Below are 23,040 nucleotides of genomic sequence, written 5' to 3'. Positions count from 1 at the left end.
GATGCCTGCCTGATCGGATGTACGAGAACGCCCTGGCCCTGTGCTGGGGCGTTCTTGTTTTCGGGGTATCCGGATATCCAGCCAACGGCGAAGCCCCTCGGGGTGGCCGGTCGAAGCGCTGGGTTACTGAGGGTTGGCCGGGAGGGTGGGCTGCGCAGGGGCCGCCGTGAATACGTCCTTGTAGGCTCGGTCGCCGCATCCATGCGGCTCACGCCCCTGCGCAACCCACCCTCCCGGCCACGGACAGTTCCCGTGCGCGTCCACCCCGGATTGAAGAAAGAAGAGCAAGAGCAACAGCAACAGCTGCATCGCTTCCGGGGTCAGATCCGTTTTCCGCAGGAAAACGGATCTGACCCTCTTTCCACTTGGAAACCCAACGCTTTTGCCATCCGACACCGGGATGTCGAATGGGCCTGGTCAGGGTGGGTTGGCGGGGGTGTCCGCGGCATGGATGCCGCGGCCAAGCCCCCAAGGACGGGTTTACGGCGTCCCCCGCCAACCCACCCTGACCAGACCCTTCTCGCAACCAGTGACCGCCGACCAACCGCTGTTGCTGTTGCCGTTGCTTCAAAAGCCTGCCGCAGGCAGCGCCGCAGCCGCCGCTGCAAGGAAACCTGAATACGTTCGGACAGTGCACCTCAATCCCCGCCCGCGCGGCCGATAACGGGGTTGTCACAGTGTGTCCTGCCGTGACCGGCTCGGCGCCGCCCGCCTGCTTCAACCAGGTCCTGCTCGATGAATCTCCTGCATCGCTGGCAACACTACTTCAGCAATCTCTCCGTCCGGCGCAAGCTCAACCTGCTGACGCTGCTCATCGCGCTCGGCGTGATCGCGCTGTCGGTGATCGCTGCCCGCATGCAGTACCTGGACCTCACCGAGACCCGCAAGACCGCGCTGAAGACCCAGGTCGAACTCAGCTACGGCATCCTGCAGCACTATCACCGCCTGGCCGCCACCGGCGAGCTCAGCGAAGGCGCCGCCAAGGCGGCTGCATTGCAGGCACTGGAAGTGATGCGCGCCGACAATGATGCGTACTACTTCAACCTCTACGACACCGGCTACCGTCTGCTGATGCATCCCTTCCGCAAGGACCTGGTCGGCAAGGACATGAAGGACTTCCGCACCGACGATGGCGTGCGCATCTACTACGACCAGGTGGAAGCGGCCAAGGCCGGCGGCGGCTTCGTCAGTTACCGCTGGGCCAAGCCGGGCAGCAAGGGCGAGGTCGAGAAGGTCGCCTACGCCGGCCTGTTCGCGCCCTGGAACTGGGTGGTCAGCAGCGGCGTCTACCTGGACGACGTGCAGAAGCAGGCGCTGGTGTTCACCGCCATCATGGCCGTCGCCGGCGGCGTGCTGGTGCTGATCGTGCTGGCGCTGAGCTGGGTCATCGGCAATCGCATCGCGCGCCCGCTGAAGCAGGCCACCGCCGTCGCCGAAGGCATCGCCCGTGGCAAGCTGGACAGCCACATCGGCCCGCAGCCGCACGACGAGCCGGGCCGCCTGCTGGAGGCCATGTCGGGCATGCAGCAGCAGTTGCACGCGGTCATCAACGGCCAGCGTGAGATGGCCCGTCGGCACGAGAGTGGCGAGTTGAGCTACCGCATCGACGCGCGCGCCTTCCCCGGTGAGTATGGCCTGATGGTGCAGGAGACCAACGCCCTGGTCGGCAGCCACGTACAGACCCTGCACGATGTGCTGGACGTGGTGCAGCAATACGCCGTCGGCGACCTCAGCCGCGACATCGCGCGCTATCCAGGCGAGAAGGCGGCGATGACCACCACCGTCGATACGGTCAAGGCCAACCTCGGCCGCATCAACGCCGAGATCAAGCAGCTGGCCAGTGCCGCCGCCGAAGGCGATTTCAGCCGCCGTGGCGACGCACAGCGCTTCAATCACGATTTCCGCCTCATGCTGGAAAACCTCAACGCGATGATGGCGGTCAGCGATGACAACCTCGGCAAGCTGTCGCAGCTGCTGTCGGCCATCGCCGAGGGCGACCTGACTGCACGCATGCACGGTGACTACCAGGGCGTGTTTGCGCGCATGCGTGACGACGCCAACGCCACCGTCGCGCAGCTGACCCAGATCGTCGGCCAGATCCAGACCAGCGCCTCCAGCATCACCCTGGCCGCCGGCGAGATCGCCTCCGGCAACAGTGACCTGTCGCGCCGCACCGAGCAGCAGGCCGCCAACCTGGAAGAGACCGCCGCCTCGATGGAGGAACTGACCTCCACCGTGCGCCAGAACGCCGAGCACGCCCGCCAGGCCAACCAGCTCGCCATCGGCGCGCACGGTGTCGCCTCGCAGGGTGGCGAGGTGGTCGGCCAGGTGGTCACCACCATGTCGGCCATCGAAGCCTCCTCGAAGAAGATCGCCGAGATCATCTCGGTCATCGACGGCATCGCGTTCCAGACCAACATCCTGGCGCTGAACGCCGCCGTGGAAGCCGCGCGTGCCGGTGAACAGGGCCGTGGCTTCGCCGTGGTTGCCAGCGAAGTGCGCACCCTCGCCCAGCGCTCGGCGGCCGCCGCCAAGGAGATCAAGGGGCTGATCGACGATTCGGTCGGCAAGGTCGCCGAGGGCTCCAGCCTGGTCCATCAGGCCGGCAGCACCATGGGCGAGATCGTTGCCTCGGTGCAGCGCGTGACCGACATCATGGCCGAGATCTCCGCCGCTTCGCAGGAGCAGAGCGCCGGCATCGAGCAGGTCAACCAGACCGTGGTGCAGATGGACGAGACCACCCAGCAGAACGCCGCGCTGGTGGAGGAAGCCACCGCCGCGGCACGCGCGATGGAAGACCAGGCCGCGCAACTGGCCGACGCCGTGGCGATCTTCCGCCTCGACAACCAGGTCTCCGCTGCAGTGAAGGCGGTTGCCGCACGCGTGGAGCCGGCACGCATCACCACCGTGGCACGTCCGCAGCCGACCAGCACGCCCGCGCCGGTCCGTCGCAGCAGCAACGCCAGCACCTTCGTCGCCAGCGACAGCGACTGGCAGGAATTCTGAGACCCACCCGCGGTGGCTGCGGCCACCGCCCTCGCCGATGGACACGTCCCCCGTGCAAAGTCCTACTCCCATCGTCACCGGTCCACGCGAATTCGAGTTCGCCGACCGTGATTTCCGCCGTGTCTGCGACCTGATCTACCAGCGCGTGGGCATCGCCCTCGCGCCGGCCAAGCGCGACATGGTGTATGGCCGTCTGTCGCGCCGCCTGCGCACGCTGGGCATGCGCAGCTTCCAGCAGTACCTGGATCATCTGGAACAGGACGACGGCGACGAGTGGCAGGCGTTCACCAACGCGCTGACCACCAACCTGACCTCGTTCTTCCGCGAGCCGCATCACTTCGACAAGCTGCGCGAAGAACTGCAGCAGCGCTCCAGCCGCTCGCCGCTGCTGCTGTGGTCGTGCGCGGCGTCCACCGGCGAAGAACCCTACTCGATGGCGATCACCGCCTGCGAAGCGTTCGGCACGTTGAAGCCACCGGTGCGCATCGTCGCCACCGATGTCGATACCCAGGTACTGGCCACCGCTGGCCGCGGTGTCTACAACATTGATCGGGTCGCCAATCTCGACCCCGACCTGCGTCGCCGCTACTTCCAGCGCGGCAGCGGCCCCAACGAAGGCCAGTGCCGGGTGCTGCCGGCGCTGCGGGAACTGATCGAATTCCGCCCGTTGAACCTGCTCGCCCCGCGCTACGACGTCGGCGGCCCGTTCGATGCGCTGTTCTGCCGCAATGTGATGATCTACTTCGACAAGCCGACCCAACGCGCCATCCTCGGACGGCTGGTGCAGCACCTGGCTGAAGACGGCCTGCTCTACACCGGCCACTCGGAGAACTACCTGCACGCCGCCGACCTGATCCAGCCCTGCGGACGGACCCTGTACCGCCGTGCTGCGAGGGCCGGCGCATGAACGCCTCGCTGCGTACCGACGATGTGATGCGCTACCAGGACGCGCGTTTCCAGACCATCGCCGCCAAACTGCTGCCCACCCAGTACCTGGTGGTCGATGACACCACCGCGCTGACCACCACGCTGGGTTCCTGCGTGGCCGCCTGCCTGCGCGACCCGGTGCTGAAGATCGGCGGCATGAACCACTTCCTGCTGCCCGAGGGCAATGCCGGCGACGGCGCGCCCGCGCGCTACGGCAGCTATGCGATGGAACTGCTGATCAACGACATGCTCAAGCGCGGCGCGCACCGCAAGCGCATCGAAGCCAAGGTGTTCGGCGGCGCCAACGTGCTCAAGGGCTTCACCAGCAACCCGGTCGGCACGCGCAACGCAGAGTTCGTGCGCCAGTACCTGCAGGCCGAGCACATCCCGATCATCGCCGAGGACCTGTGCGGCATCCATCCGCGCAAAATCTGGTTCTTTGCCGATACCGGCCGCGTGGTGGTGCAGCGCCTGCCGCATGCCCACGAAGCCGAAGTGGCCGCCACCGAATCGGCAGTGCGTGCACGCCTGTCCAAGGCCCCGGTCACCGGCGGCGTGGAGCTGTTCGAATGACGCTCACCGGCAACGCCCCCTGCCGGGTCCTGATCGTCGACGACTCCGCCGTCGTGCGCCAGATGCTCACCGAGATCCTGTCCAGCGATCCGACCATCGACGTGGTCGGCACCGCCGCCGACCCGTTGCTGGCGCGCGAGAAGATCAAGCGCCTGGCACCGGACGTGATCACCCTGGACGTGGAAATGCCGCGCATGGACGGGCTGGCGTTCCTGGAAAACCTGATGCGCCTGCATCCCCTACCAGTGGTGATGATCTCCTCGCTGACCGAGCGTGGCGCCGACACCACGTTGCAGGCGCTGGCGCTGGGCGCGGTGGATTTCGTGTCCAAGCCCAAGCTTGATGTGGCGCGCGGCCTGCAGGGCTACGCCGATGAGATCATCGCCAAGGTGAAGATGGCGGCGCGCTCGCGGGTGCGCCCGCTGATGCGCAGCAGCGCACCGAAGCTCACGCTTGAAGCCGCCCCGGCAATGCGTCCGGCTGCCCCGCAGTTCCGTACCACCGACCGCCTGATTGCAATCGGCTCCTCGGCCGGCGGCACCGAAGCCCTGCGCGTGGTGCTGGAAGGGATGCCGGCCGACGCGCCAGCGGTGGTGATGACCCAGCACCTGCCCGCCAGCTTCAGTACGGCCTTTGCCGAGCGCCTGGACCGCCACTCGGCGATGGCGGTGCGCGAAGCCAGTGACGGCGAAGCGGTGCTGCCCGGCCACGCCTACCTGCCGCCGGGCGGCAAACACCTGCGCATCATCCGCGACGGTGCACGCTGGCGCTGCCGCATCGACGACGGCCCGGCAGTGAACCGGCACAAGCCAGCGGTGGACGTGCTGTTCCGCTCGGTCGCGCAGAGTGCCGGTGGCAATGCGATCGGCGCCATCCTCACCGGCATGGGCGACGACGGCGCGCGCGGCCTGCTGGAAATGCGCCAGGCTGGCGCGCCGACACTGGTGCAGGACGAGGCCACCAGCGTGGTATGGGGCATGCCCGGCGCCGCGTTCAAGCTCGGCGCCGCCGAAGAACAGGTGCCGTTGGAACGCATCGCCGAACGCCTGCTGGCACTCGCCCGCAGCTGATGGGACCTCTGTAGCGCCCTCGCCCGCAGCTGACGCGAGGTAGATCCACGCCATGCGTGGATGCCTTCTGTAGAGTCGAGCCGCGCTCGACTCATCGCGTATCGCGCGAACAGCAGCCGAGCGTGGGCTCGGCTCTACAGGCCACCACGCAGCAGAATATCCCCTGCTCTCGCCGGGGTTGTTCGTTAACGAGCTGCCGGCCAGCGGCCGGCACTACCGTGCATCGTGGCCCACAAAAAGCCCCCGGCGCGAGCCGGGGCTTTTCGTTACCGCATCAGGCAGCGACCGTCTTGGCCACGTCCTGGTATTCCTCGATCTGGTCGAAGTTCATGTAGCGGTAGATCTCGGCGCCGCTGGCAGCGATCACGCCGATGTCCGCCATGTACTCCTCCTTGGTCGGGATGCGGCCCAGGCGCGAGCAGATCGCGGCCAGTTCGGCCGAACCCAGGTACACATTGGTGTTGCGGCCCAGACGGTTCGGGAAGTTGCGGGTCGAGGTCGACATCGCAGTGGAGCCTTCGCGGATCTGCGCCTGGTTGCCCATGCACAGCGAGCAGCCCGGCATTTCCATGCGTGCACCGGTGGCGCCGAAGGTGCCGTACACGCCTTCCTTGGTCAGCTCCGAAGCATCCATCTTGGTCGGCGGGGCCACCCACAGGCGGGTCGGCAGGTCACGCTTGCCGTCCAGCAGCTTGGCCGCGGCGCGGAAGTGGCCGATGTTGGTCATGCACGAACCGATGAACACTTCGTCGATCTTGGCGCCGGCCACTTCGGACAGGGTCTTCACGTCGTCCGGATCGTTCGGGCAGGCCACGATCGGCTCGTGGATGTCGGCCAGGTCGATCTCGATGACGGCAGCGTATTCGGCGTCGGCATCCGGCTCCAGCAGTTCCGGGTTGGCCAGCCACGCTTCCATCTTCTCGATACGGCGCTGCAGCGAACGCGGATCCTGGTAACCCTCGGCAATCATCCACTTCAGCAGGGTGATGTTGCTGGTCAGGTACTCGATGATCGGTTCCTTGTTCAGGCGCACCGAGCAACCGGCAGCCGAACGCTCGGCCGACGCGTCGGACAGTTCGAACGCCTGTTCGACCTTCAGTTCCGGCAGACCTTCGATTTCCAGGATACGGCCGGAGAAGATGTTCTTCTTGCCAGCCTTGGCCACGGTCAGCAGGCCCGACTTGATGGCGTACAGCGGAATGGCATTGACCAGATCACGCAGGGTCACGCCCGGCTGCATCTTGCCCTTGAAGCGCACCAGCACCGACTCCGGCATGTCCAGCGGCATCACGCCGGTAGCCGCGGCGAAGGCGACCAGGCCCGAACCGGCCGGGAACGAAATGCCGACCGGGAAACGGGTGTGCGAGTCACCACCGGTACCGACGGTGTCCGGCAGCAGCATGCGGTTGAGCCAGCTGTGGATCACGCCGTCGCCCGGGCGCAGCGAGATGCCGCCACGGGTGGAGATGAACTCCGGCAGGGTATGGTGGGTCTTCACGTCCACCGGCTTCGGGTAGGCGGCGGTGTGGCAGAACGACTGCATCACCAGGTCGGCCGAGAAGCCCAGGCAGGCCAGGTCCTTCAGCTCGTCGCGGGTCATCGGGCCGGTGGTGTCCTGCGAGCCGACCGAGGTCATCTTCGGTTCGCAGTAGGTGCCCGGGCGCATGCCCTGGCCTTCCGGCAGGCCACAGGCGCGGCCGACCATCTTCTGTGCCAGCGAGAATCCCTTGCCGGTGTCGACCGGCTGCACCGGCAGGCGGAACAGATCGGTCGGGGCCAGGCCCAGCGCTTCGCGCGCCTTGCCGGTCAGGCCACGGCCGATGATCAGCGGAATGCGGCCACCGGCACGCACTTCGTCGAACAGCACGTCGGACTTGACCTGGAACTCGGCGATCACTTCGCCGTTCTTCAGCGCCTTGCCTTCGTACGGACGCAGCTCGACCACATCGCCGTGCTCCATCTTCGACACGTCCAGCTCGATCGGCAGCGCGCCGGCATCTTCCATGGTGTTGTAGAAGATCGGGGCGATCTTCGAACCCAGGCAGACGCCACCGGCGCGCTTGTTCGGGATGAACGGAATGTCATCGCCGGTCCACCACAGCACGCTGTTGGTAGCCGACTTGCGCGAGGAACCGGTGCCGACCACATCGCCGACATAGGCGACCAGGTGGCCCTTGTCCTTCAGGTCGAGGATCTGCTGGATCGGGCCGCGCTTGCCGTCTTCTTCCGGGGTGAACGGCGCGTCGTCGCGCTTGTTCTTCAGCATCGCCAGGGCGTGCATCGGGATGTCCGGGCGGGTGGTTGCGTCCGGCGCCGGGGACAGGTCGTCGGTATTGGTCTCGCCCGGCACCTTGAACACGGTGACGGTCAGGCTCTGCGGCACTTCCGGGTTGCTGGTGAACCACTCGGCATCGGCCCAGCTCTGCAGCACGGCCTGGGCGTTGGCGTTGCCGGCCTTGGCCTTTTCCTGCACGTCGTGGAAGGCATCGAAGACCAGCAGGGTCTTCTTCAGGCCGTCAGCGGCGATGGTGCCGACACTGGCATCGTCCAGCAGCTGCACCAGCGGGGCCACGTTGTAACCGCCGAGCATGGTGCCCAGCAGTTCGGTGGCGCGCTCGCGGCTGATCAGCGGGTTCTGCTCGCTGCCCAGCGCGATCGCGGCCAGGTACGAGGCCTTGACCTTGGCTGCGTCATCGACGCCGGCCGGCACGCGGTGGGTCAGCAGGTCGAGCAGGAACTCGGCCTCGCCCTGCGGCGGGTTCTTCAGCAGTTCGATGACATCGGCCGTCTGCTGCGCGCTCAGCGGCAGCGGCGGGATGCCAAGCGCAGCGCGCTCGGCGACGTGGTGGCGGTAGGCTTCCAACATGACAACTCCCGGGTAATGCGTAGGTTGAAAAACAGAGTGGGCTCAGGCTTGCGGCACGATCAGCTTCAGGCCCTTGAAGTAGTCGCGGTAGAACGTGTCGTTCCAGGTGATCAGGCCATCGCACTGCAGCAGTGCGTGAGCGCCGACCATGAATTCGTCCAGGCTGCGGCGGCTGCCGCTGCGCTGGCGGTGACGGCGGTGCATCTCGCCGGCGCGCAGCGCCGACTTGGCCTCCATCGGGTTGAAGTGCACGCCCATTTCTTCCAGCGCTTCGAGCACTTCGGCGCCGCCGCGCAGCGATGCGCAGACTTCGGCCAGGGTCGCGCCGCAGACCACCACGCGGCCACCCACCAGGCTCTGGCGCAGGATGGCTTCCACCGCATCGGCCTGCGGGCCATTGCTGAGCAGTTCAACCAGCACCGGCGAATCGACGGCGATCATCACCGGTCAGTCCTCGTCGCGCACCGAACGCACGGCCGCCTCGGACGATTCGAAACCATCCAGCGCGAACTTGCCGCGCGCCCGTGAGATGGCATCGTCAACACTCTTGCGCAGGATGATGCGGCTGCCGTCCAGCTCGACCTTCAGCAGCGTGCCCTTGGTCAGGCCGAGGGCATCACGTACCGCCTTGGGCAGGGTGATCTGTCCGCGTTCTGCAACAGTGGCTTCCATCGGTAGGCCCTCTTCGGTATGCACGAATTATACATACCAAAGGGTCCATACCGCCAGTCACGTACCTAGAACGACACCTGCAGGCGGGTATTGACGGTCGTGCCCTCGTCCCTGCCCTGCCCGCTGCCACTGCGGTTGTAGGTCTGCCAGCGGATCGCCTCGAACATCACCCGGCTGTAGTCGTTCAGGTACCAGTTCGTTCCGATCGTCCAGGCGTGGCCGGTGCCGCCGGTGGGCAGCTCGCCGTAGTCCACGTCCTCATAGCGCGCCTTCAGCTCCCAGGCTCCAGCGCCGCCCTGGGTCACCGGGTCGGCCACTTTCACCTTGCCCCAGGTGCCGGCCTTGCCTGAATAGGCCGGAACGGCGCCTGCCAGGAACCAGCCCGCCGACACCGCCCAGGCCTGATGGTCCAGGTTGTAGCGGCCTCCGGCATCAACCCCGCGCAGCTTGCGCGTGCCCCATTCGCCGGTGGCCCAGGCCGGGCCAAAGAAGCCAGCCGCTTCCAGGCCATAGGCGTTGCTGCGCTTGGCGCCGGTCAGGGTGCCCGGGGCGATCCTGACCAGATCGTTGAAGTGCCCGGCGATGGCCGAACTGCGCAGCACACCGCTGGCACCGGCGGCGATCTCTTCGTGGAACGCCCATGCACCCAGATGCACGGTGGCCGCCTTGCTGGCCACCGGGTTCCAGTGCACGCGCGTGGCCCAGGTCAGGCTGTCGTTGTCGGTGCCGGCATTGTTCAGGTCATTGCCCGCCACCGACAGGCTGGCGTGCCAGCCCTTGCCGTATACGCGCTCGGTCAGGCCCACGCCGAACAGGCCGCGCTGCGGCAGCATCAGCGTGCCCACCACGTTGCGGTCCGGGAACGGCGTGTTGGACGTGCTGCTGGAGCCGTCGATGCCGCGATCGTTCAAGCGATTGCCCACGGTCAGGTCGGCCGGCAGGCCGAACAGGTGGTGGTCCACGGTGGCATAGACCGATTTCCAGGCCACCGCGTTGTCGGCGAAGTCGCCCTCCACCGCCCAGCCGAGAATGCCGTAACGACCCTCGGCTCCCAGCCGCACCGAGCGGATCTCGGTGCCGGAAATGTTGCGGTCGGCCACCGACGAGCCGTCAGTGCTCGACGCATCAACGAACAGGCGGCCACGCGGGCGGAACGCCAGGTTGCCGTCAGCGCTGCTGAACTCGGGTGCGCCCTTCGACCACGACACCTTCGGTGCCTTGGACTGGCTCGATTCCAGCGCGGCCACGCGGGTTTCCAGTGCCGGCGAAGGTGCAACCGCGGCCGCAATAACGCCACTCTGTGCGCCTTCAACGGCACGCAGGCGCGCTTCAAGCTGCTGGATCTGCAGCGCCTGCTGCTGCACCAGTGCCGACAGTTCGGCCGGACTCAACGGGGCCGGGGCAGACTGCGCTCCGGCAGGGCCGCTGGCCAACAGCAGGCCGAGCGCGACCGACAGCGCTGCGCGGGGCAGCACGGTGTGCGTGTTCATGGGCTCTCTCTCCGGCCAGCCGGCCCCTGGCCTGGCGCTGGCCCGTTGCGGTGGTGCGGGGGAAGATCGGGGAGGCAGCGCGCGCCGCCGGGTCAGCCCGGCGGCGCGGCATGCGGGCTCAGCGCAGCGCGGTCAGCTGGTGGCCTGTGCCTGGGCGTTGGGGCGCCAGGTGATCAGCTTGTTCTCGACCACATCCAGCAGTGCATCGATGACCAGCACGAAGGCGGCCAGGATGATGATGCCGGCAAACACACCCACGGCATTGAAGTTGCCCTCGGCCTGCGCGATCAGGTAGCCCAGGCCTGCCGAAGCACCCAGGTATTCGCCGATGATGGCGCCGACCACGGCAAAGCCCACCGAGGTACGCAGCGAGGACAGGATCCAGCTGGCGGCCGCGGGAAGTACACGTGGCGCAGCAGGTCACTGCGGCCCGCACCGAGGATGCGCGCATTGGCCAGCACCACCGGGTTCACTTCGCGCACGCCCTGCATGGCGTTGAAGAACGTGGTGAAGAACACCAGGGTCACCGCCAGCGCCACCTTCGACCACAGGCCCAGGCCCAGCCACAGCACGAAGATCGGCGCCAGCACCACCCGCGGAATCGCGTTGAAGCCCTTGATGAAGGGGTCCAGGATGCGCGCCGAGCGGCGGCTCAGGCCGAGCCAGACGCCACCGGCCACGCCCAGGCCGGTACCGATCAGGTAGCCCAGCGCGGTTTCGGTCAGGGTGATGTAGACGTGCTGGTAGAACGAGGTATCGGACAGCCAGGTCCAGGCCTGCTGCGCGATCGCCGTCGGCGACGGGAAGAAGAACGGGTCGATCCAGCCCAGCGCGATGCCGCCCTCCCAGCCACCGAACACGGCGATGACCAGTGCGATCTGGATGAAACGGTCAGTCTTGGCGTGCATAGCTCTTCTCCACTTCGCCGCGCAGGCAGGCCCAGATGTCGCGGTACAGGTCGGTGAAACGTTCGTCCAGCTTGATCTCCGCCACGTTGCGCGGCCGTTCCAGGTCCACATCGAAGCTGCGCACGACCCGGCTTGCGGGGCCGGAAGACAGCACCACCACGCGGTCACCCAGGGCGATGGCTTCCTCCAGGTCGTGGGTGATCAGGATCACCGAGCGGCGATCCTCCTGCCATAGGCGCAGCAGCTCGTTCTGCATCAGGTGGCGGGTATGGATGTCCAGCGCCGAGAACGGCTCGTCCATCAGGATCACCTTCGGCTCGACGATCAGCGCCTGCGCCATCTGTACGCGCTTGCGCTGGCCACCGGACAGCTGGTGCGGGTAGCGGTGCTCGAAGCCGGCAAGGCCGACCTTGGCCAGCCACGCGTTGGCCTTGGCCTTGCGCTCGGCCTCGGGCACGCCACGGAAACGCAGGCCCAGCTCGACGTTCTGGTAGGCGGTCTTCCACGGCAGCAGCGCATCCTGCTGGAACAGGTAGCCGACTGACTCCTGCACGCCGTTGACCGTGCGGCCGTCGATGGCCACGTCACCGGACGAGGGCTTGAGCAGCCCTGCCACGGAATTGAGGATGGTGCTCTTGCCGCAGCCGGTGGGGCCGACGATGGCGAGGAACTCGCCGTCGCCCACCTGGATGTCGACATCGCGCACGGCGGTGAACTCGCCGAAGGACATGGTCACCTTGTTGATGGCGACCATGGTCTGTGCAGGCTCCAGCTGCGGCGCGCCGTTGAGCTGGCGCACGGTGGCATTGAGGGCCATGGGGTTACCTCCGCTTAACGTTGGGCAGCCGGCGCCGCAGCGTGGGCACGCTCGACGAAGGCATTGGTGTAGGTCCTGGACAGATCGATGTCGGCGTTGGCGACATCCTTGTTGAACTCGCGAAGCACCTTCAGCGGCGTTTCCAGATCAGCCGGGGTGAAGTGGCCGTCGGTGGTGAAGATCGCGCGGGCGTTCTCCACGGCACGGGCATAGGTGGCGCGGTCGCCGGAGACGTAGCTGTCCGGCAGCGCGGCAACGATGTCCTCGGCGCTGTTTTCGGCGATGAACTTCAGCGCCCGCTGTTCGGCGCGGGCAATCTTCTCGGCCGCCTGCGGACGCTGTTCGAGGAAGCTGCGGTTGGCGTACATCACCGAGGTGGGGTAGAGACCGCCGTAGACCTGGCGTGCGCCTTCGTCGCTGCGCGCGTCGATGATGATCCTGCCGACCTTGCGATCGGTGATCAGCGTCGCGGCCGGATCGTAGTTGACCAGCAGGTCGATCTTGCCCTGTTCAAGCGCGGCCACCGCCGCCGCGCCGGAACCCACGCCGATCAGCGAGATGCTGTCCACAGGGATGTCGTGCTGGGCCAGGAAGTGGCGCACGAAGAAGTCGGATGACGAACCCGGGGCGGTAATGCCGATCTTCTGGCCCTTGATGGTCTGCGGGCGCGCCGGATCGAAGCTGGCATCCTCGCGACCGGCCATCACCAGGCCCGAGTTGCGTGACAGCAGCACGAAACCGACCACGTCCTTGTGCTTGGCCTGCATCTGGATAGTGTGGTCATAGAAGCCCACTGCCACATCGGTGGAATTGGCCACCAGCGCCTGCAGGACCTTGGAGCCGCCCTGGGCGAAGTTCTCGGTCTTCACCTCCAGCCCGGCATCCTTGAAATAGCCCTTCGCGTCGGCGATGAAGAACGGCAGGTTGTTGAGGTTGTAGGAACCCACGCTGATCCGCACCGGCGCATTGTCGCCGCCGGGCGCCGAGGCTCCGCTGGCATCGTGTTTGCCGCAACCGGACACGGCCAGGCTCGCCGCGCAAAGCGCGGCCATGAAGAACTGCTTGTACATCATCCCTCCCAGGAGTGAAGCATCTGCGTTGTAGTGGCCTGGCCACGCGCATCTGCGCGGCCCCGACCGGTTTCAGGTCATGCCGCTGAGGTCCATTGGCGGGCTTCGGTGGAATGGGTTTCGGCAGCGGCGGGCGAAGTCGCGAACACGCGCCCTTCGAACAGGCGGCGCGCGGTGCGGACCACGCTGGCAACGACCGGCGCGTCGTCCGAGCTGCGGCTCAGGCCCACTTCCAGCAGGCCGCTCGGATGTTCGAGGGTAATGCTGCCCGGCATCGGCAGGCATCCGACGAAAGTGTTGGCCAGGGTGCCGGGCGTGACTGCGGCGGTGGCCAGACCGACCGCGCCGGTGATGGCAAGTGCGGTGTGGCATTGGTGGGGCATGAAGTAGCGGACCTGCAGGTCGCCGCCCTGCTGCGGTGCGGAAAGTAGTACCGGCTTGGGAATCACCTTGCTGCCCGCATCGGCGATGCCCATGCGCGTACCAGCCTCGATGCGCATCGCTTCCAGCCGCGCCAGCAGCGCGTGATCCGCATTCAGTTCCGCCGGCGAGGCGTCGCCGTGGACACCCATATCGGCCGCGCGCACCATCATCATCGGCATCGCGCAGTCCACCAGGCTGACCGCCACGCCATGGATGGTTTCCTGCGCATGGCCACTGGGCAGCAGCTTGCCGGTGCGGGCACCGGCGGCGTCCAGGAAGGACAGCCGCACCGGCGAGGCCGAACCCGGCGCACCGGCGATCCGCGTATCACCGCGGTAGACCACTTCGCCGCCGGGGGTCTCCACCGTTGCCACGATCAGCTTGCCGGTGTTGACGTTGAAGATGCGCACCCGCGTCTGCGGATCCTGCGCCTGTACCAGGCCGCGTTCGATGGCATACGGGCCGACTGCGGCCAGCATGTTGCCGCAGTTGGGCGAGGTGTCCACCACCTGCTGCTCCACCCGCACCTGGGCGAACAGGTAGTCCACGTCGGCATCGTCGCGACTGGAGCGGTTGATGATCGCCACCTTGCTGGTCAGGGCGTTGCCGCCGCCAATACCGTCGATCTGCAGCGGGTGGCCCGAGCCCATCACTTCCAGCAGCAGGCGGTCGCGCCGGGCGGTGTCTGCCGGCAGGTCGGATGCCAGGAAGAAGGGGCCTTTGGAGGTGCCACCGCGCATGAGTACGCAGGGAATGCTGAGCAGATCGTTGGACATACGTGTGCTAGATTGATGCGTATAGGGGATGAATGCCCCCTCTGTGATTCGATACTGGCATGACCCCAATTGATCTGTGAATTGCTGATTTTTGGATGATTGATACCGAATGAGCATCAATTGCGAAATCCTCGACCTGCGCGCTTTCCTCCTCGTTGCAGAGACGCGCAGCTTCCATCGCGCTGCGGAAAGCCTGCACGTTTCACAGCCGGCGCTCAGCCGCCGAATCCAGAAGCTGGAGCAGGCGGTCGGTTCGCCCCTGCTTGAACGCACCACGCGCAGCGTCAGCACGACCGCTGTCGGCGAGAACCTGCTGCCGCTGGTACGGCGCATGCTGGAAGAATTCGACGGCTCGCTGTTCTCACTGCGCGGGCGCGAAGACACCCGCGGCGCAACGGTGACCATCGCCTGCCTGCCGACGGCGGCGTTCTACTTCCTTCCCAGCGTGATGGCACGCTTCCACGAGGCGCATCCGAACGTGCGCTTCCGCATCCTGGATATCCCGGCCACCGAAGGACTGCAGGCGGTGGAACGCGGCGAAGTGGAATTCGGCATCAACTTCATGGGCGCCAACGATCCCAACCTTGATTTCGACGTGCTGGCCGAAGACCCGTTCGTGCTTGCCTGCCGCCGCGACCATCCACTGGCCCGCAAGCGCAAGGTCGAATGGGCCGATCTGGCCCAGCACCAGCTGATCACGGTGCATCGCACCAGCGGCAACCGCACCCTGCTCGACGGCGCGCTGGCACGCGAGAACCTGAAACTGAGCTGGCACTACGAGGTGACCCACCTGTCCACGTCGCTGGGCATGGTCGAAGCCGGCATCGGTGTATCGGTGCTGCCGAAAATGGCCACACCCGATGGGGACCACCCGATCCTGGTGACCCGCCCGATCGGCAACCCGGTGGTGTCGCGCACCATCGGCATCGTGCGTCGTCGCGGCGCCCTGCTCTCGCCCACTGCCGAACGTTTCCTGCAGATGCTGATGAGCCAGTGGCGCGGCAAACCGTGACATCCGCACTACATACAGCCATGTAACCTTGCGTCCTGCGCCAAGGGCGTTCCGCCCCTCCCTGCTCGGCCATACTGGCGGGGATCCGGCGGCCGCAACGCCACCGTCACACGCAAGCAGGCCCGCCACGGCGGGCCACTGCAAGCCAACCGCAAGAAGGAGTTACCCCGCATGAGCGATTCGTTCTCCACCCGCAGCCAGCTGAACGTCGGCGGCAAGACCTACGACTATTTCAGCCTGCCCACGCTGGGCCAGCGCTTCGATATCTCCCACCTGCCCTACTCGATGAAGATCCTGCTGGAGAACCTGCTCCGGCATGAGGACGGCGGCGCCACCGTCGGCCCGGACCACATCGAAGCCGTGGCCCGCTGGAACCCGTCCGCCGAACCGGACACCGAAATCGCCTTCATGCCGGCGCGCGTGGTCCTGCAGGACTTCACCGGCGTGCCCTGCGTGGTCGACCTGGCCGCGATGCGCGATGCGGTGGTCAAGCTCGGCGGCTCGCCCGAGCAGATCAACCCGCAGATTCCCTCCGAGCTGGTCATCGACCACTCGGTGCAGGTCGACGTGTTCGGCAAGCCGGACGCGCTGGACCTCAACGGCAAGATCGAATTCCAGCGCAACCAGGAACGCTACGGCTTCCTGCGCTGGGGCCAGAAGGCCTTCGACAACTTCAAGGTGGTGCCGCCCAACACCGGCATCGTCCACCAGGTGAACCTGGAAAACCTGGCCCGCGTGGTGATGACCGCAGACAAGGACGGCAAGGCGGTGGCCTACCCCGATACCGTGTTTGGCACCGACAGCCACACCACCATGATCAACGGCATCGGCGTGCTCGGCTGGGGCGTGGGCGGCATCGAAGCGGAGGCGGCCATGCTCGGCCAGCCGTCGTCGATGCTGATCCCGCAGGTGGTCGGCTTCAAGCTGACCGGCAAGCTGCCCGAAGGCGCTACCGCCACCGACCTGGTGCTGACCGTCACCCAGATGCTGCGCAAGCTCGGCGTGGTCGGCAAGTTCGTCGAGTTCTACGGTGACGGCCTGCAGCACCTGCCGCTGGCCGACCGCGCCACCATCGGCAACATGGCCCCGGAATACGGCGCCACCTGTGGCATCTTCCCGATCGATGCCGAATCGCTGAACTACCTGCGCCTGTCCGGCCGCAGCGAAGAGCAGATCAACCTGGTCGAGGCCTACGCCAAGGCGCAGGGCCTGTGGCACGAGCCGGGCAGCCCGCACGCCCAGTACAGCACCACGCTGGAACTGGACATGGGTACGGTGAAGCCGTCGCTGGCCGGCCCCAAGCGCCCGCAGGACCGCGTGCTGCTGGAAGACGTGCAGAAGAACTACCGCGAAGCGCTGGTCGGCATGACCGCCAACCGTGACAAGCGCAGCGAGGATGTGTCCTCGTTCGTCAATGAAGGCGGCGGCGCCGCGGTCGGCAACGAGCAGCTGGCCAAGGGCTTTGCCGACATCGAGATCGAGAACCGCAAGGTGCGGCTGAAGGACGGCGCAGTGGTGATCGCCGCCATCACCTCCTGCACCAACACCTCCAACCCGGCGGTGATGATCGGCGCCGGCCTGCTGGCCCGCAACGCGGCCGCCAAGGGCCTGAATCGCCAGCCGTGGGTGAAGACCTCGCTCGGCCCAGGCTCGCGCGTGGTTACCGATTATCTGGAAAAGGCCGGTGTACTGAAGGAACTGGAGAAGATCGGTTTCTATGTGGTCGGCTATGGCTGCACCACCTGCATCGGCAACTCCGGCCCGCTGCCGACCGAAGTCAGCGCCGGTATCGCCGCCGGCGATCTGGTGGTCACCTCGGTGCTGTCGGGCAACCGCAACTTCGAGGGCCGCGTGCACCCCGAAGTGAAGATGAACTACCTGGCCAGCCCGCCGTTGGTCGTCGCCTACGCCATCGCCGGCACCACCGACATCGACCTGACCACCCAGCCGCTGGGCACCGGCAGCGATGGCCAGCCGGTGTTCCTGCGCGACATCTGGCCGAGCAACAAGGAAATCGGCGATGTCATCGCCGCCACCATCGGGCCGGAGATGTTCAAGCAGAACTACGCCGACGTGTTCAAGGGTGATACCCGCTGGAACACCATCGCCTCGCCCGACGGCAACCTGTACGCGTGGAGCGACGCCTCCACCTACATCAAGAACCCGCCGTACTTCGATGGCATGACCATGCAGACCGGCAGCATCGACGACGTGCATGGTGCACGCGTGATGGGCCTGTTCGGCGACTCGATCACCACCGACCACATCTCCCCGGCCGGCAACATCAAGAAGGACTCGCCGGCAGGCCGCTTCCTGCAGGAACGCGGCGTGCAACCGGCCGACTTCAACAGCTACGGCAGCCGCCGCGGCAACGATGACGTGATGGTCCGCGGCACCTTCGCCAACATCCGCATCAAGAACCTGATGTTCGGTGGCGAGGAAGGGGCAACACCCTGTACTACCCGGCCGCTGGCGGCCAGCCGGAAAAGCTGGCGATCTACGATGCGGCCATGAAGTACAAGGCCGACAAGGTGCCGCTGGTGGTGCTGGCCGGCAAGGAATACGGCACCGGCTCGTCGCGTGACTGGGCAGCCAAGGGCACCCTGCTGCTGGGGGTGAAGGCGGTCATCGCCGAAAGCTTCGAGCGCATCCACCGCTCCAACCTGGTCGGCATGGGCGTGCTGCCGCTGCAGTTCCGCAACGGCGAGAACGCGCAGTCGCTGGGCCTGGACGGCTCGGAGGTGATCGACATCACCGGCCTGCAGGACGGTGCCAGCAAGCGCGCCACGGTCACCGCGACCAAGGCCGATGGCACGAAGAAGACCTTCGAGGTCTCGGTGATGCTGCTGACCCCGAAGGAAGTCGAGTACTTCCGCCACGGTGGCCTGCTGCAGTACGTGCTGCGCCAGCTGGCCAGCAAGTAACGCTCCACCTGTAGAGCCGAGCCATGCTCGGCTGCATTGCCGCCAACCGCAGCCGAGCATCGGCTCGGCTCTACAGATGCACTGCCCTACGGCCCGACGCCGTAGATCCGCCACGGCGCCGCGCTCGGCCCGACGTCATACACCAGGCCACGCAGGCCCTCCGGCATCACCGTCTCGCCGTCGGCAGCGCCGGTGTTGAGCACCGTCACCACCATCTCGAACGCCGGATGCGGTGTCTGGCCGATGCGCGAGCAGACAACGCCACGGTCTTCGTAGTGCACCACCGGGGTAAATCCACCATCGCCGCAGGCCACGGCAATGAAGCGGTAGCCGCGATCGTCGGCACTGCCCGGCATCAGCGCGTGCGCGGCGTACGACACCCGCCCCTGCCCGCCCGCATAGGCCGGCACCTGTACGCGGAACTGGCCGATGTCACCCACCGCCAGTACCGGAAAATCGAGCTGCTGCATCGGCGGCGGCATCGGCTCGGCACGCAGCGGAACCGCAGCAGACAGCAACAGGCCACAGAGAAGTCGTTTCATCGGGATCTCCTGCTTGAAGAGACCCCATGGTCGATCACGACGGCATCCGACGTATCTAGGAATGCAATGAAATGTGGCAGGCATCGGCACGCGCCGATGCCCACCCGCACCGTCCCTCAGCGCCGCGGTGCGTCCGGGTCGGTGCGCAGCGCCTTCAGCAGGCCCCACATGTAGAACGCCAGAATGAACGAGAACGGCAGGCCGCACAGCACCACCGCCGTCTGCATCGCACTGAAGTTGCCGGCCAGCAGCAGGCCGACACTGGCCACAGTGATGCCCACCGCCCAGAACACGCGCAGCCAGATCGGCGCGTCGTGGCCGTCCTCCACGCCGTCATCGACACGGCGGGTGCACAGGTTGGCGATCATCAGCGTGCCCGAATCGACCGGGGTCAGGAACAGCACGAAACCGATCACCACCGCGGCACCGGCCACGTACGGCGCGGCAGGCAGGTACTCCAGCAGCTTGAACAGCGTCATCGCCGCATCGTTCTGCGCCACCTCACCGAGGATCGCCTGGCCGTGGTTGAGCACCAGGTCGATGGCGGTATTGCCGAAGATCGACAGCCACGCCAGGGTGAAGCCGAGCGGGATCAGCAGCACGCCCATGATCACTTCGCGGATGGTGCGGCCACGCGAGATGCGCGCCACGAAAAGGCCGACGAACGGCGCCCAGGCGATCCACCACGCCCAGTAGAACAGCGTCCACGAGCCCATCCACTCACGACCCTTCGGATCGTTGAGGTACATGTCGAAGCTCTTGCGCACGAACGCGCCAAGGTAATCGCCGGTGTTCTGGATCAGGCCGTCGAACAGGTGCAGAGTCGGGCCGGTGACCAGCACGAACAGCAGCAGGCCGCACAGCAGGCGCACGTTGAGATTGGACAGCCAGGCAATGCCCTTCTCCACGCCGGCGACCACACCGATGGTGGCCACCACCATCATCACCAGCACGATCGCCACCAGCACCTGCGGCGTATCCGGAATGTGGAACAGGTAGACCAGGCCGGACTGCACCACCAGCGCGCCGATGCCGAGGTTGGTCACCATCGAGATCAGCGTGGCCAGGATGCCAAAGCCATCGACCATGTCACCGATGCGGCCATGGATGCGCTCGCCGAAGATCGGGTACAGCGCCGAGCGCAGCGCCAGCGGCAGGTCGCGGCGGTAGGCGAAGTAGCCCAGCGCCACGCCGACCAGCGCGTACAGCGCCCAGCCGTGCAGGCCCCAGTGCAGGAAGGTCAGCACCATCGCCTCGCGACCGGCGGCCACGGTACCGCCAGGCTGCCCGGGCGGATGCAGGAAGTGATCCAGCGGCTCGTAGGCGCCGTAGTACAGCAGCGCGATGCCGATGCCGGCCGAGAACAGCATCGACACCCAGGCCACGTAGCCGAACGCGGGTGACTCCTCGTTGTGGCCCAGGCGGATGCGGCCATACGGCGAGAACGCCAGCCACAGCACGAAGCCCAGGCACAGCACGATCAGCAGCATGTACCACCAGCCGAACGCGGCCGAGACCTCGGCCTGCGCCCATTGCAGCCAGTGCTCGCTGCCTTCGGGATAGAGAACGGTGAGCAGCCCGAGGATGCCGATCGACACCGAGGAGCTGAAGAAGACAAAACGGTTCAAGCGCAGGGGCGAACGCTTGGGATGAGCCAGGGAAGACATGGGGTCGTCTCATCAAGTCCGAGGGAGCACATGGGCGGGGCCGGACCGGTAAACCGGGCCCATGGCGTGGGGCGCGAGCGCATCCTAGGGTTTATTGATTGAACGTTCAATCAATAAAAAGCATAATGGCCGGCAGCCCGATCCTTCGGGTCGCAATCCGTGGAGAGACAATGCCGAAGAAAGGCGTGGAACCGGTACGGCGCGAGCAGCTGATCCGGGCCACTTTCCAGACCATCGACGAGATCGGCATGGCCGATGCGACCGTCGCCACCATCGCGAAGAAGGCAGGGCTGTCCAGCGGCATCGTCGCCCACTACTTCGGCGACAAGGACGGCCTGCTCAATGCTGCAATGCGGCAGATCCTGCGTGAACTGAAGGACGCCGTCGCCCGCTACCGCGCCGAGGTTGGCGACGATCCGCGCGAGCAGCTGCGCGCGATCGTCGATGGAAATTTCGACGACAGCCAGATCAACGGCACCGCGATGCGCGTCTGGCTGACCTTCTGGGCCGCCAGCATGCACCAGCCGGAACTGGCCCGGCTGCAGCGCGCCAACGACCAGCGCCTGTTCTCCAACCTGTGCCACCAGTTCAACCGCCTGCTGCCCCACCCGCAGGCCCGCCTGGCCGCCCGCGGCCTGGCCGCGATGATCGACGGCCTGTGGCTGCGCGGCAGCCTGGTCGGCGGCCAGTTCAACGCCGAGAAGTCCCGGCGCATCGCATACGGCTATATCGACTTCCAGTTGCAGGCTGGCGCGCTATAAGCGCTTCAGCACCCGCCCCTTCCAAGGAGTACGCCCCATGACCACCCTGCCCGTCCAACAGCTCTACATCCACGGCCAGCGCGTCGACGCCACCAGCGGCAAGGCCTTCAAGACCGTCAACCCGGCCACCGGTGAAGTGATCGCCGAGGTCCAGGTCGCCAGCCAGGCCGACGTCGAGCGCGCCGTGCAGAGCGCGGCCGAAGGCCAGAAGGTGTGGGCCGCGATGACCGCGATGGAGCGTTCGCGCATCCTGCGCCGCGCCGTCGAGATCCTGCGTGAACGCAACGACGAGCTGGCCCACCTGGAAACCCTGGACACCGGCAAGGCGCTGGCCGAGACCACCACCGTGGACATCGTCACCGGTGCCGATGTGGTCGAGTACTACGCCGGCCTGGCCACCGCCATCGAAGGCATCCAGCTGCCGCTGCGCGAGTCGAGCTTCTTCTACACCCGCCGCGAGCCGCTGGGCGTGGTCGCCGGCATCGGCGCCTGGAACTACCCGATCCAGATCGCCATGTGGAAGTCGGCCCCGGCCCTGGCCGCCGGCAATGCGATGGTGTTCAAGCCGTCCGAAGTGACCCCGCTGACCGCGATCAAGCTGGCCGAGATCTACACCGAAGCCGGCGTGCCGGCCGGCGTGTTCAACGTGGTGCAGGGCCCGGGCCGCGAGATCGGCCAGTGGCTGACCGAGCACCCGGTGATCGAGAAGATCTCCTTCACCGGCGGCGTCGCCACCGGCAAGAAGGTGATGGCCAGCGCCGCGTCCTCGTCGCTGAAGGAAGTGACCATGGAGCTGGGCGGCAAGTCGCCGCTGGTGATCTGCGATGACGCCGATCTGGACCGCGCCGCCGACATCGCGGTGATGGCCAACTTCTTCAGCTCCGGCCAGGTCTGCACCAACGGCACCCGCGTGTTCGTGCCGCGCAGCATGCTGGCCGCCTTCGAGGCCGCCGTGGTCGAGCGCGTCAAGCGCATCCGCATCGGTGACCCCATGGCCGCCGAGACCAACTTCGGCCCGCTGACCAGCTTCCCGCACATGGAAAACGTGCTGCGCTACATCGAGAGCGGCAAGGCCGAAGGCGCCCGCCTGCTGACCGGCGGCGGCCGTGCCACCGAGGGCGCACTGGCCAATGGCGCCTACGTGCTGCCGACCGTGTTCTCCGACTGCCGCGATGACATGACGATTGTCCGCGAAGAGATCTTCGGGCCGGTGATGAGCATCCTCGCCTACGACGACGAAGACGAAGTGGTGCGTCGTGCCAACGACACCACCTTCGGCCTCGCCGCCGGCGTGGTCAGCAAGGACGTCAGCCGCGCCCACCGCATCATCCACCGCCTGGAAGCCGGCATCTGCTGGATCAACACCTGGGGCGAATCGCCGGCTGAAATGCCGGTCGGTGGCTACAAGGAATCCGGCGTCGGCCGCGAGAACGGCATCTCGACCCTCGGCCACTACACCCGCATCAAGTCGGTGCAGGTCGAGCTGGGCGACTACGCCAGCGTGTTCTGACCGGCGCGCCCTGCGCGCGCCCCATC

16 protein-coding genes and 2 pseudogenes are annotated in these 23,040 nt (G+C 66.6%); 8 read left to right on the top strand and 10 right to left on the bottom strand.

The window, feature by feature from the left end:
- The first annotated feature begins 735 nt into the window (after positions 1 to 735).
- Genes N4G47_RS08330 through N4G47_RS08315 form a run of 4 tightly spaced genes read left to right on the top strand, consistent with a single transcriptional unit; the run spans position 736 to position 5,576 of the window.
- A complete protein-coding gene (locus N4G47_RS08330) occupies positions 736 to 3,006 on the top strand; it encodes a methyl-accepting chemotaxis protein (protein ID WP_475286408.1) in 2,271 nt (756 codons plus the stop codon).
- Positions 3,007 to 3,043: 37 nt separating this feature from the next.
- On the top strand, positions 3,044 to 3,913 hold the full coding sequence (locus N4G47_RS08325) for a CheR family methyltransferase (protein ID WP_249844096.1): 870 nt from the start codon (positions 3,044 to 3,046) through the stop codon (positions 3,911 to 3,913).
- Positions 3,910 to 4,506 (top strand): chemoreceptor glutamine deamidase CheD, encoded by a 597-nt coding sequence (gene cheD / locus N4G47_RS08320; protein ID WP_014037083.1) that lies wholly within the window; start codon positions 3,910 to 3,912, stop codon positions 4,504 to 4,506. The genes N4G47_RS08325 and cheD overlap by 4 nt, the downstream gene beginning before the upstream one ends.
- Positions 4,503 to 5,576 carry a protein-glutamate methylesterase/protein-glutamine glutaminase gene (locus N4G47_RS08315; protein WP_475286405.1) on the top strand — a complete coding sequence of 358 codons (1,074 nt, stop codon included), beginning with the start codon at positions 4,503 to 4,505 and terminating at the stop codon, positions 5,574 to 5,576. The genes cheD and N4G47_RS08315 overlap by 4 nt, the downstream gene beginning before the upstream one ends.
- Positions 5,577 to 5,850: 274 nt before the next feature.
- On the opposite strand, the gene acnB is transcribed toward N4G47_RS08315, so the two are convergent.
- The 8 genes and pseudogenes from acnB to N4G47_RS08275 form a co-directional block, all read right to left on the bottom strand.
- Positions 5,851 to 8,442, bottom strand: coding sequence for a bifunctional aconitate hydratase 2/2-methylisocitrate dehydratase (gene acnB / locus N4G47_RS08310; protein WP_475286403.1), 2,592 nt, complete (start codon positions 8,440 to 8,442; stop codon positions 5,851 to 5,853).
- A 42-nt stretch (positions 8,443 to 8,484) separates the two neighbouring features.
- Complete coding sequence (locus tag N4G47_RS08305) at positions 8,485 to 8,883, bottom strand: type II toxin-antitoxin system VapC family toxin (RefSeq protein WP_008267153.1); 399 nt, start codon at positions 8,881 to 8,883, stop codon at positions 8,485 to 8,487.
- A gap of 6 nt (positions 8,884 to 8,889) precedes the next feature.
- A complete protein-coding gene (locus N4G47_RS08300; RefSeq protein ID WP_249844099.1) occupies positions 8,890 to 9,114 on the bottom strand; it encodes an AbrB/MazE/SpoVT family DNA-binding domain-containing protein in 225 nt (74 codons plus the stop codon).
- Positions 9,115 to 9,179: 65 nt separating this feature from the next.
- Positions 9,180 to 10,604: an OprO/OprP family phosphate-selective porin gene (locus N4G47_RS08295; protein ID WP_475286400.1), complete on the bottom strand. Its 1,425-nt coding sequence runs from the start codon at positions 10,602 to 10,604 to the stop codon at positions 9,180 to 9,182.
- 132 nt (positions 10,605 to 10,736) lie between these two features.
- Positions 10,737 to 11,512: pseudogene (locus tag N4G47_RS08290) on the bottom strand (ABC transporter permease).
- Positions 11,496 to 12,329: an ABC transporter ATP-binding protein gene (locus N4G47_RS08285; RefSeq protein ID WP_249844102.1), complete on the bottom strand. Its 834-nt coding sequence runs from the start codon at positions 12,327 to 12,329 to the stop codon at positions 11,496 to 11,498. The pseudogene N4G47_RS08290 and the gene N4G47_RS08285 overlap by 17 nt, the downstream one beginning before the upstream one ends.
- 14 nt (positions 12,330 to 12,343) lie before the next feature.
- A complete protein-coding gene (locus N4G47_RS08280; RefSeq protein ID WP_249844103.1) occupies positions 12,344 to 13,399 on the bottom strand; it encodes an ABC transporter substrate-binding protein in 1,056 nt (351 codons plus the stop codon).
- A 77-nt stretch (positions 13,400 to 13,476) separates the two neighbouring features.
- On the bottom strand, positions 13,477 to 14,598 hold the full coding sequence (locus N4G47_RS08275; protein ID WP_475286397.1) for a 4-oxalomesaconate tautomerase: 1,122 nt from the start codon (positions 14,596 to 14,598) through the stop codon (positions 13,477 to 13,479).
- Between the two features lie 109 nt (positions 14,599 to 14,707).
- On the opposite strand from N4G47_RS08275, the gene N4G47_RS08270 reads away from it, so the two are divergent.
- Together N4G47_RS08270 and acnA are read left to right on the top strand one after the other, a co-directional pair.
- A complete protein-coding gene (locus tag N4G47_RS08270; RefSeq protein WP_049455867.1) occupies positions 14,708 to 15,610 on the top strand; it encodes a LysR family transcriptional regulator in 903 nt (300 codons plus the stop codon).
- A gap of 171 nt (positions 15,611 to 15,781) precedes the next feature.
- Positions 15,782 to 18,534: pseudogene (gene acnA, locus N4G47_RS08265) on the top strand (aconitate hydratase AcnA).
- An 86-nt stretch (positions 18,535 to 18,620) separates the two neighbouring features.
- On the opposite strand, the gene N4G47_RS08260 reads toward acnA, so the two are convergent.
- Both N4G47_RS08260 and N4G47_RS08255 read right to left on the bottom strand, forming a co-directional pair.
- Entirely contained in the window at positions 18,621 to 19,076 is a 456-nt protein-coding gene (locus N4G47_RS08260; protein WP_475286395.1) for a hypothetical protein, read from the bottom strand.
- A gap of 116 nt (positions 19,077 to 19,192) precedes the next feature.
- Positions 19,193 to 20,743 carry a BCCT family transporter gene (locus tag N4G47_RS08255; RefSeq protein WP_475286393.1) on the bottom strand — a complete coding sequence of 517 codons (1,551 nt, stop codon included), beginning with the start codon at positions 20,741 to 20,743 and terminating at the stop codon, positions 19,193 to 19,195.
- Between the two features lie 170 nt (positions 20,744 to 20,913).
- Here N4G47_RS08255 and betI point away from each other — a divergent pair, with 170 nt between their 5' ends.
- Together betI and betB are read left to right on the top strand one after the other, a co-directional pair.
- On the top strand, positions 20,914 to 21,504 hold the full coding sequence (gene betI / locus N4G47_RS08250; protein ID WP_197646908.1) for a transcriptional regulator BetI: 591 nt from the start codon (positions 20,914 to 20,916) through the stop codon (positions 21,502 to 21,504).
- Positions 21,505 to 21,541: 37 nt separating this feature from the next.
- Positions 21,542 to 23,014 carry a betaine-aldehyde dehydrogenase gene (gene betB, locus N4G47_RS08245; RefSeq protein WP_475286390.1) on the top strand — a complete coding sequence of 491 codons (1,473 nt, stop codon included), beginning with the start codon at positions 21,542 to 21,544 and terminating at the stop codon, positions 23,012 to 23,014.
- Positions 23,015 to 23,040 lie beyond the last annotated feature (26 nt).

This window comes from Stenotrophomonas sp. GSD10, from assembly GCF_056172695.1.
This window is presented reverse-complemented; position numbering and strand designations above follow the sequence as displayed.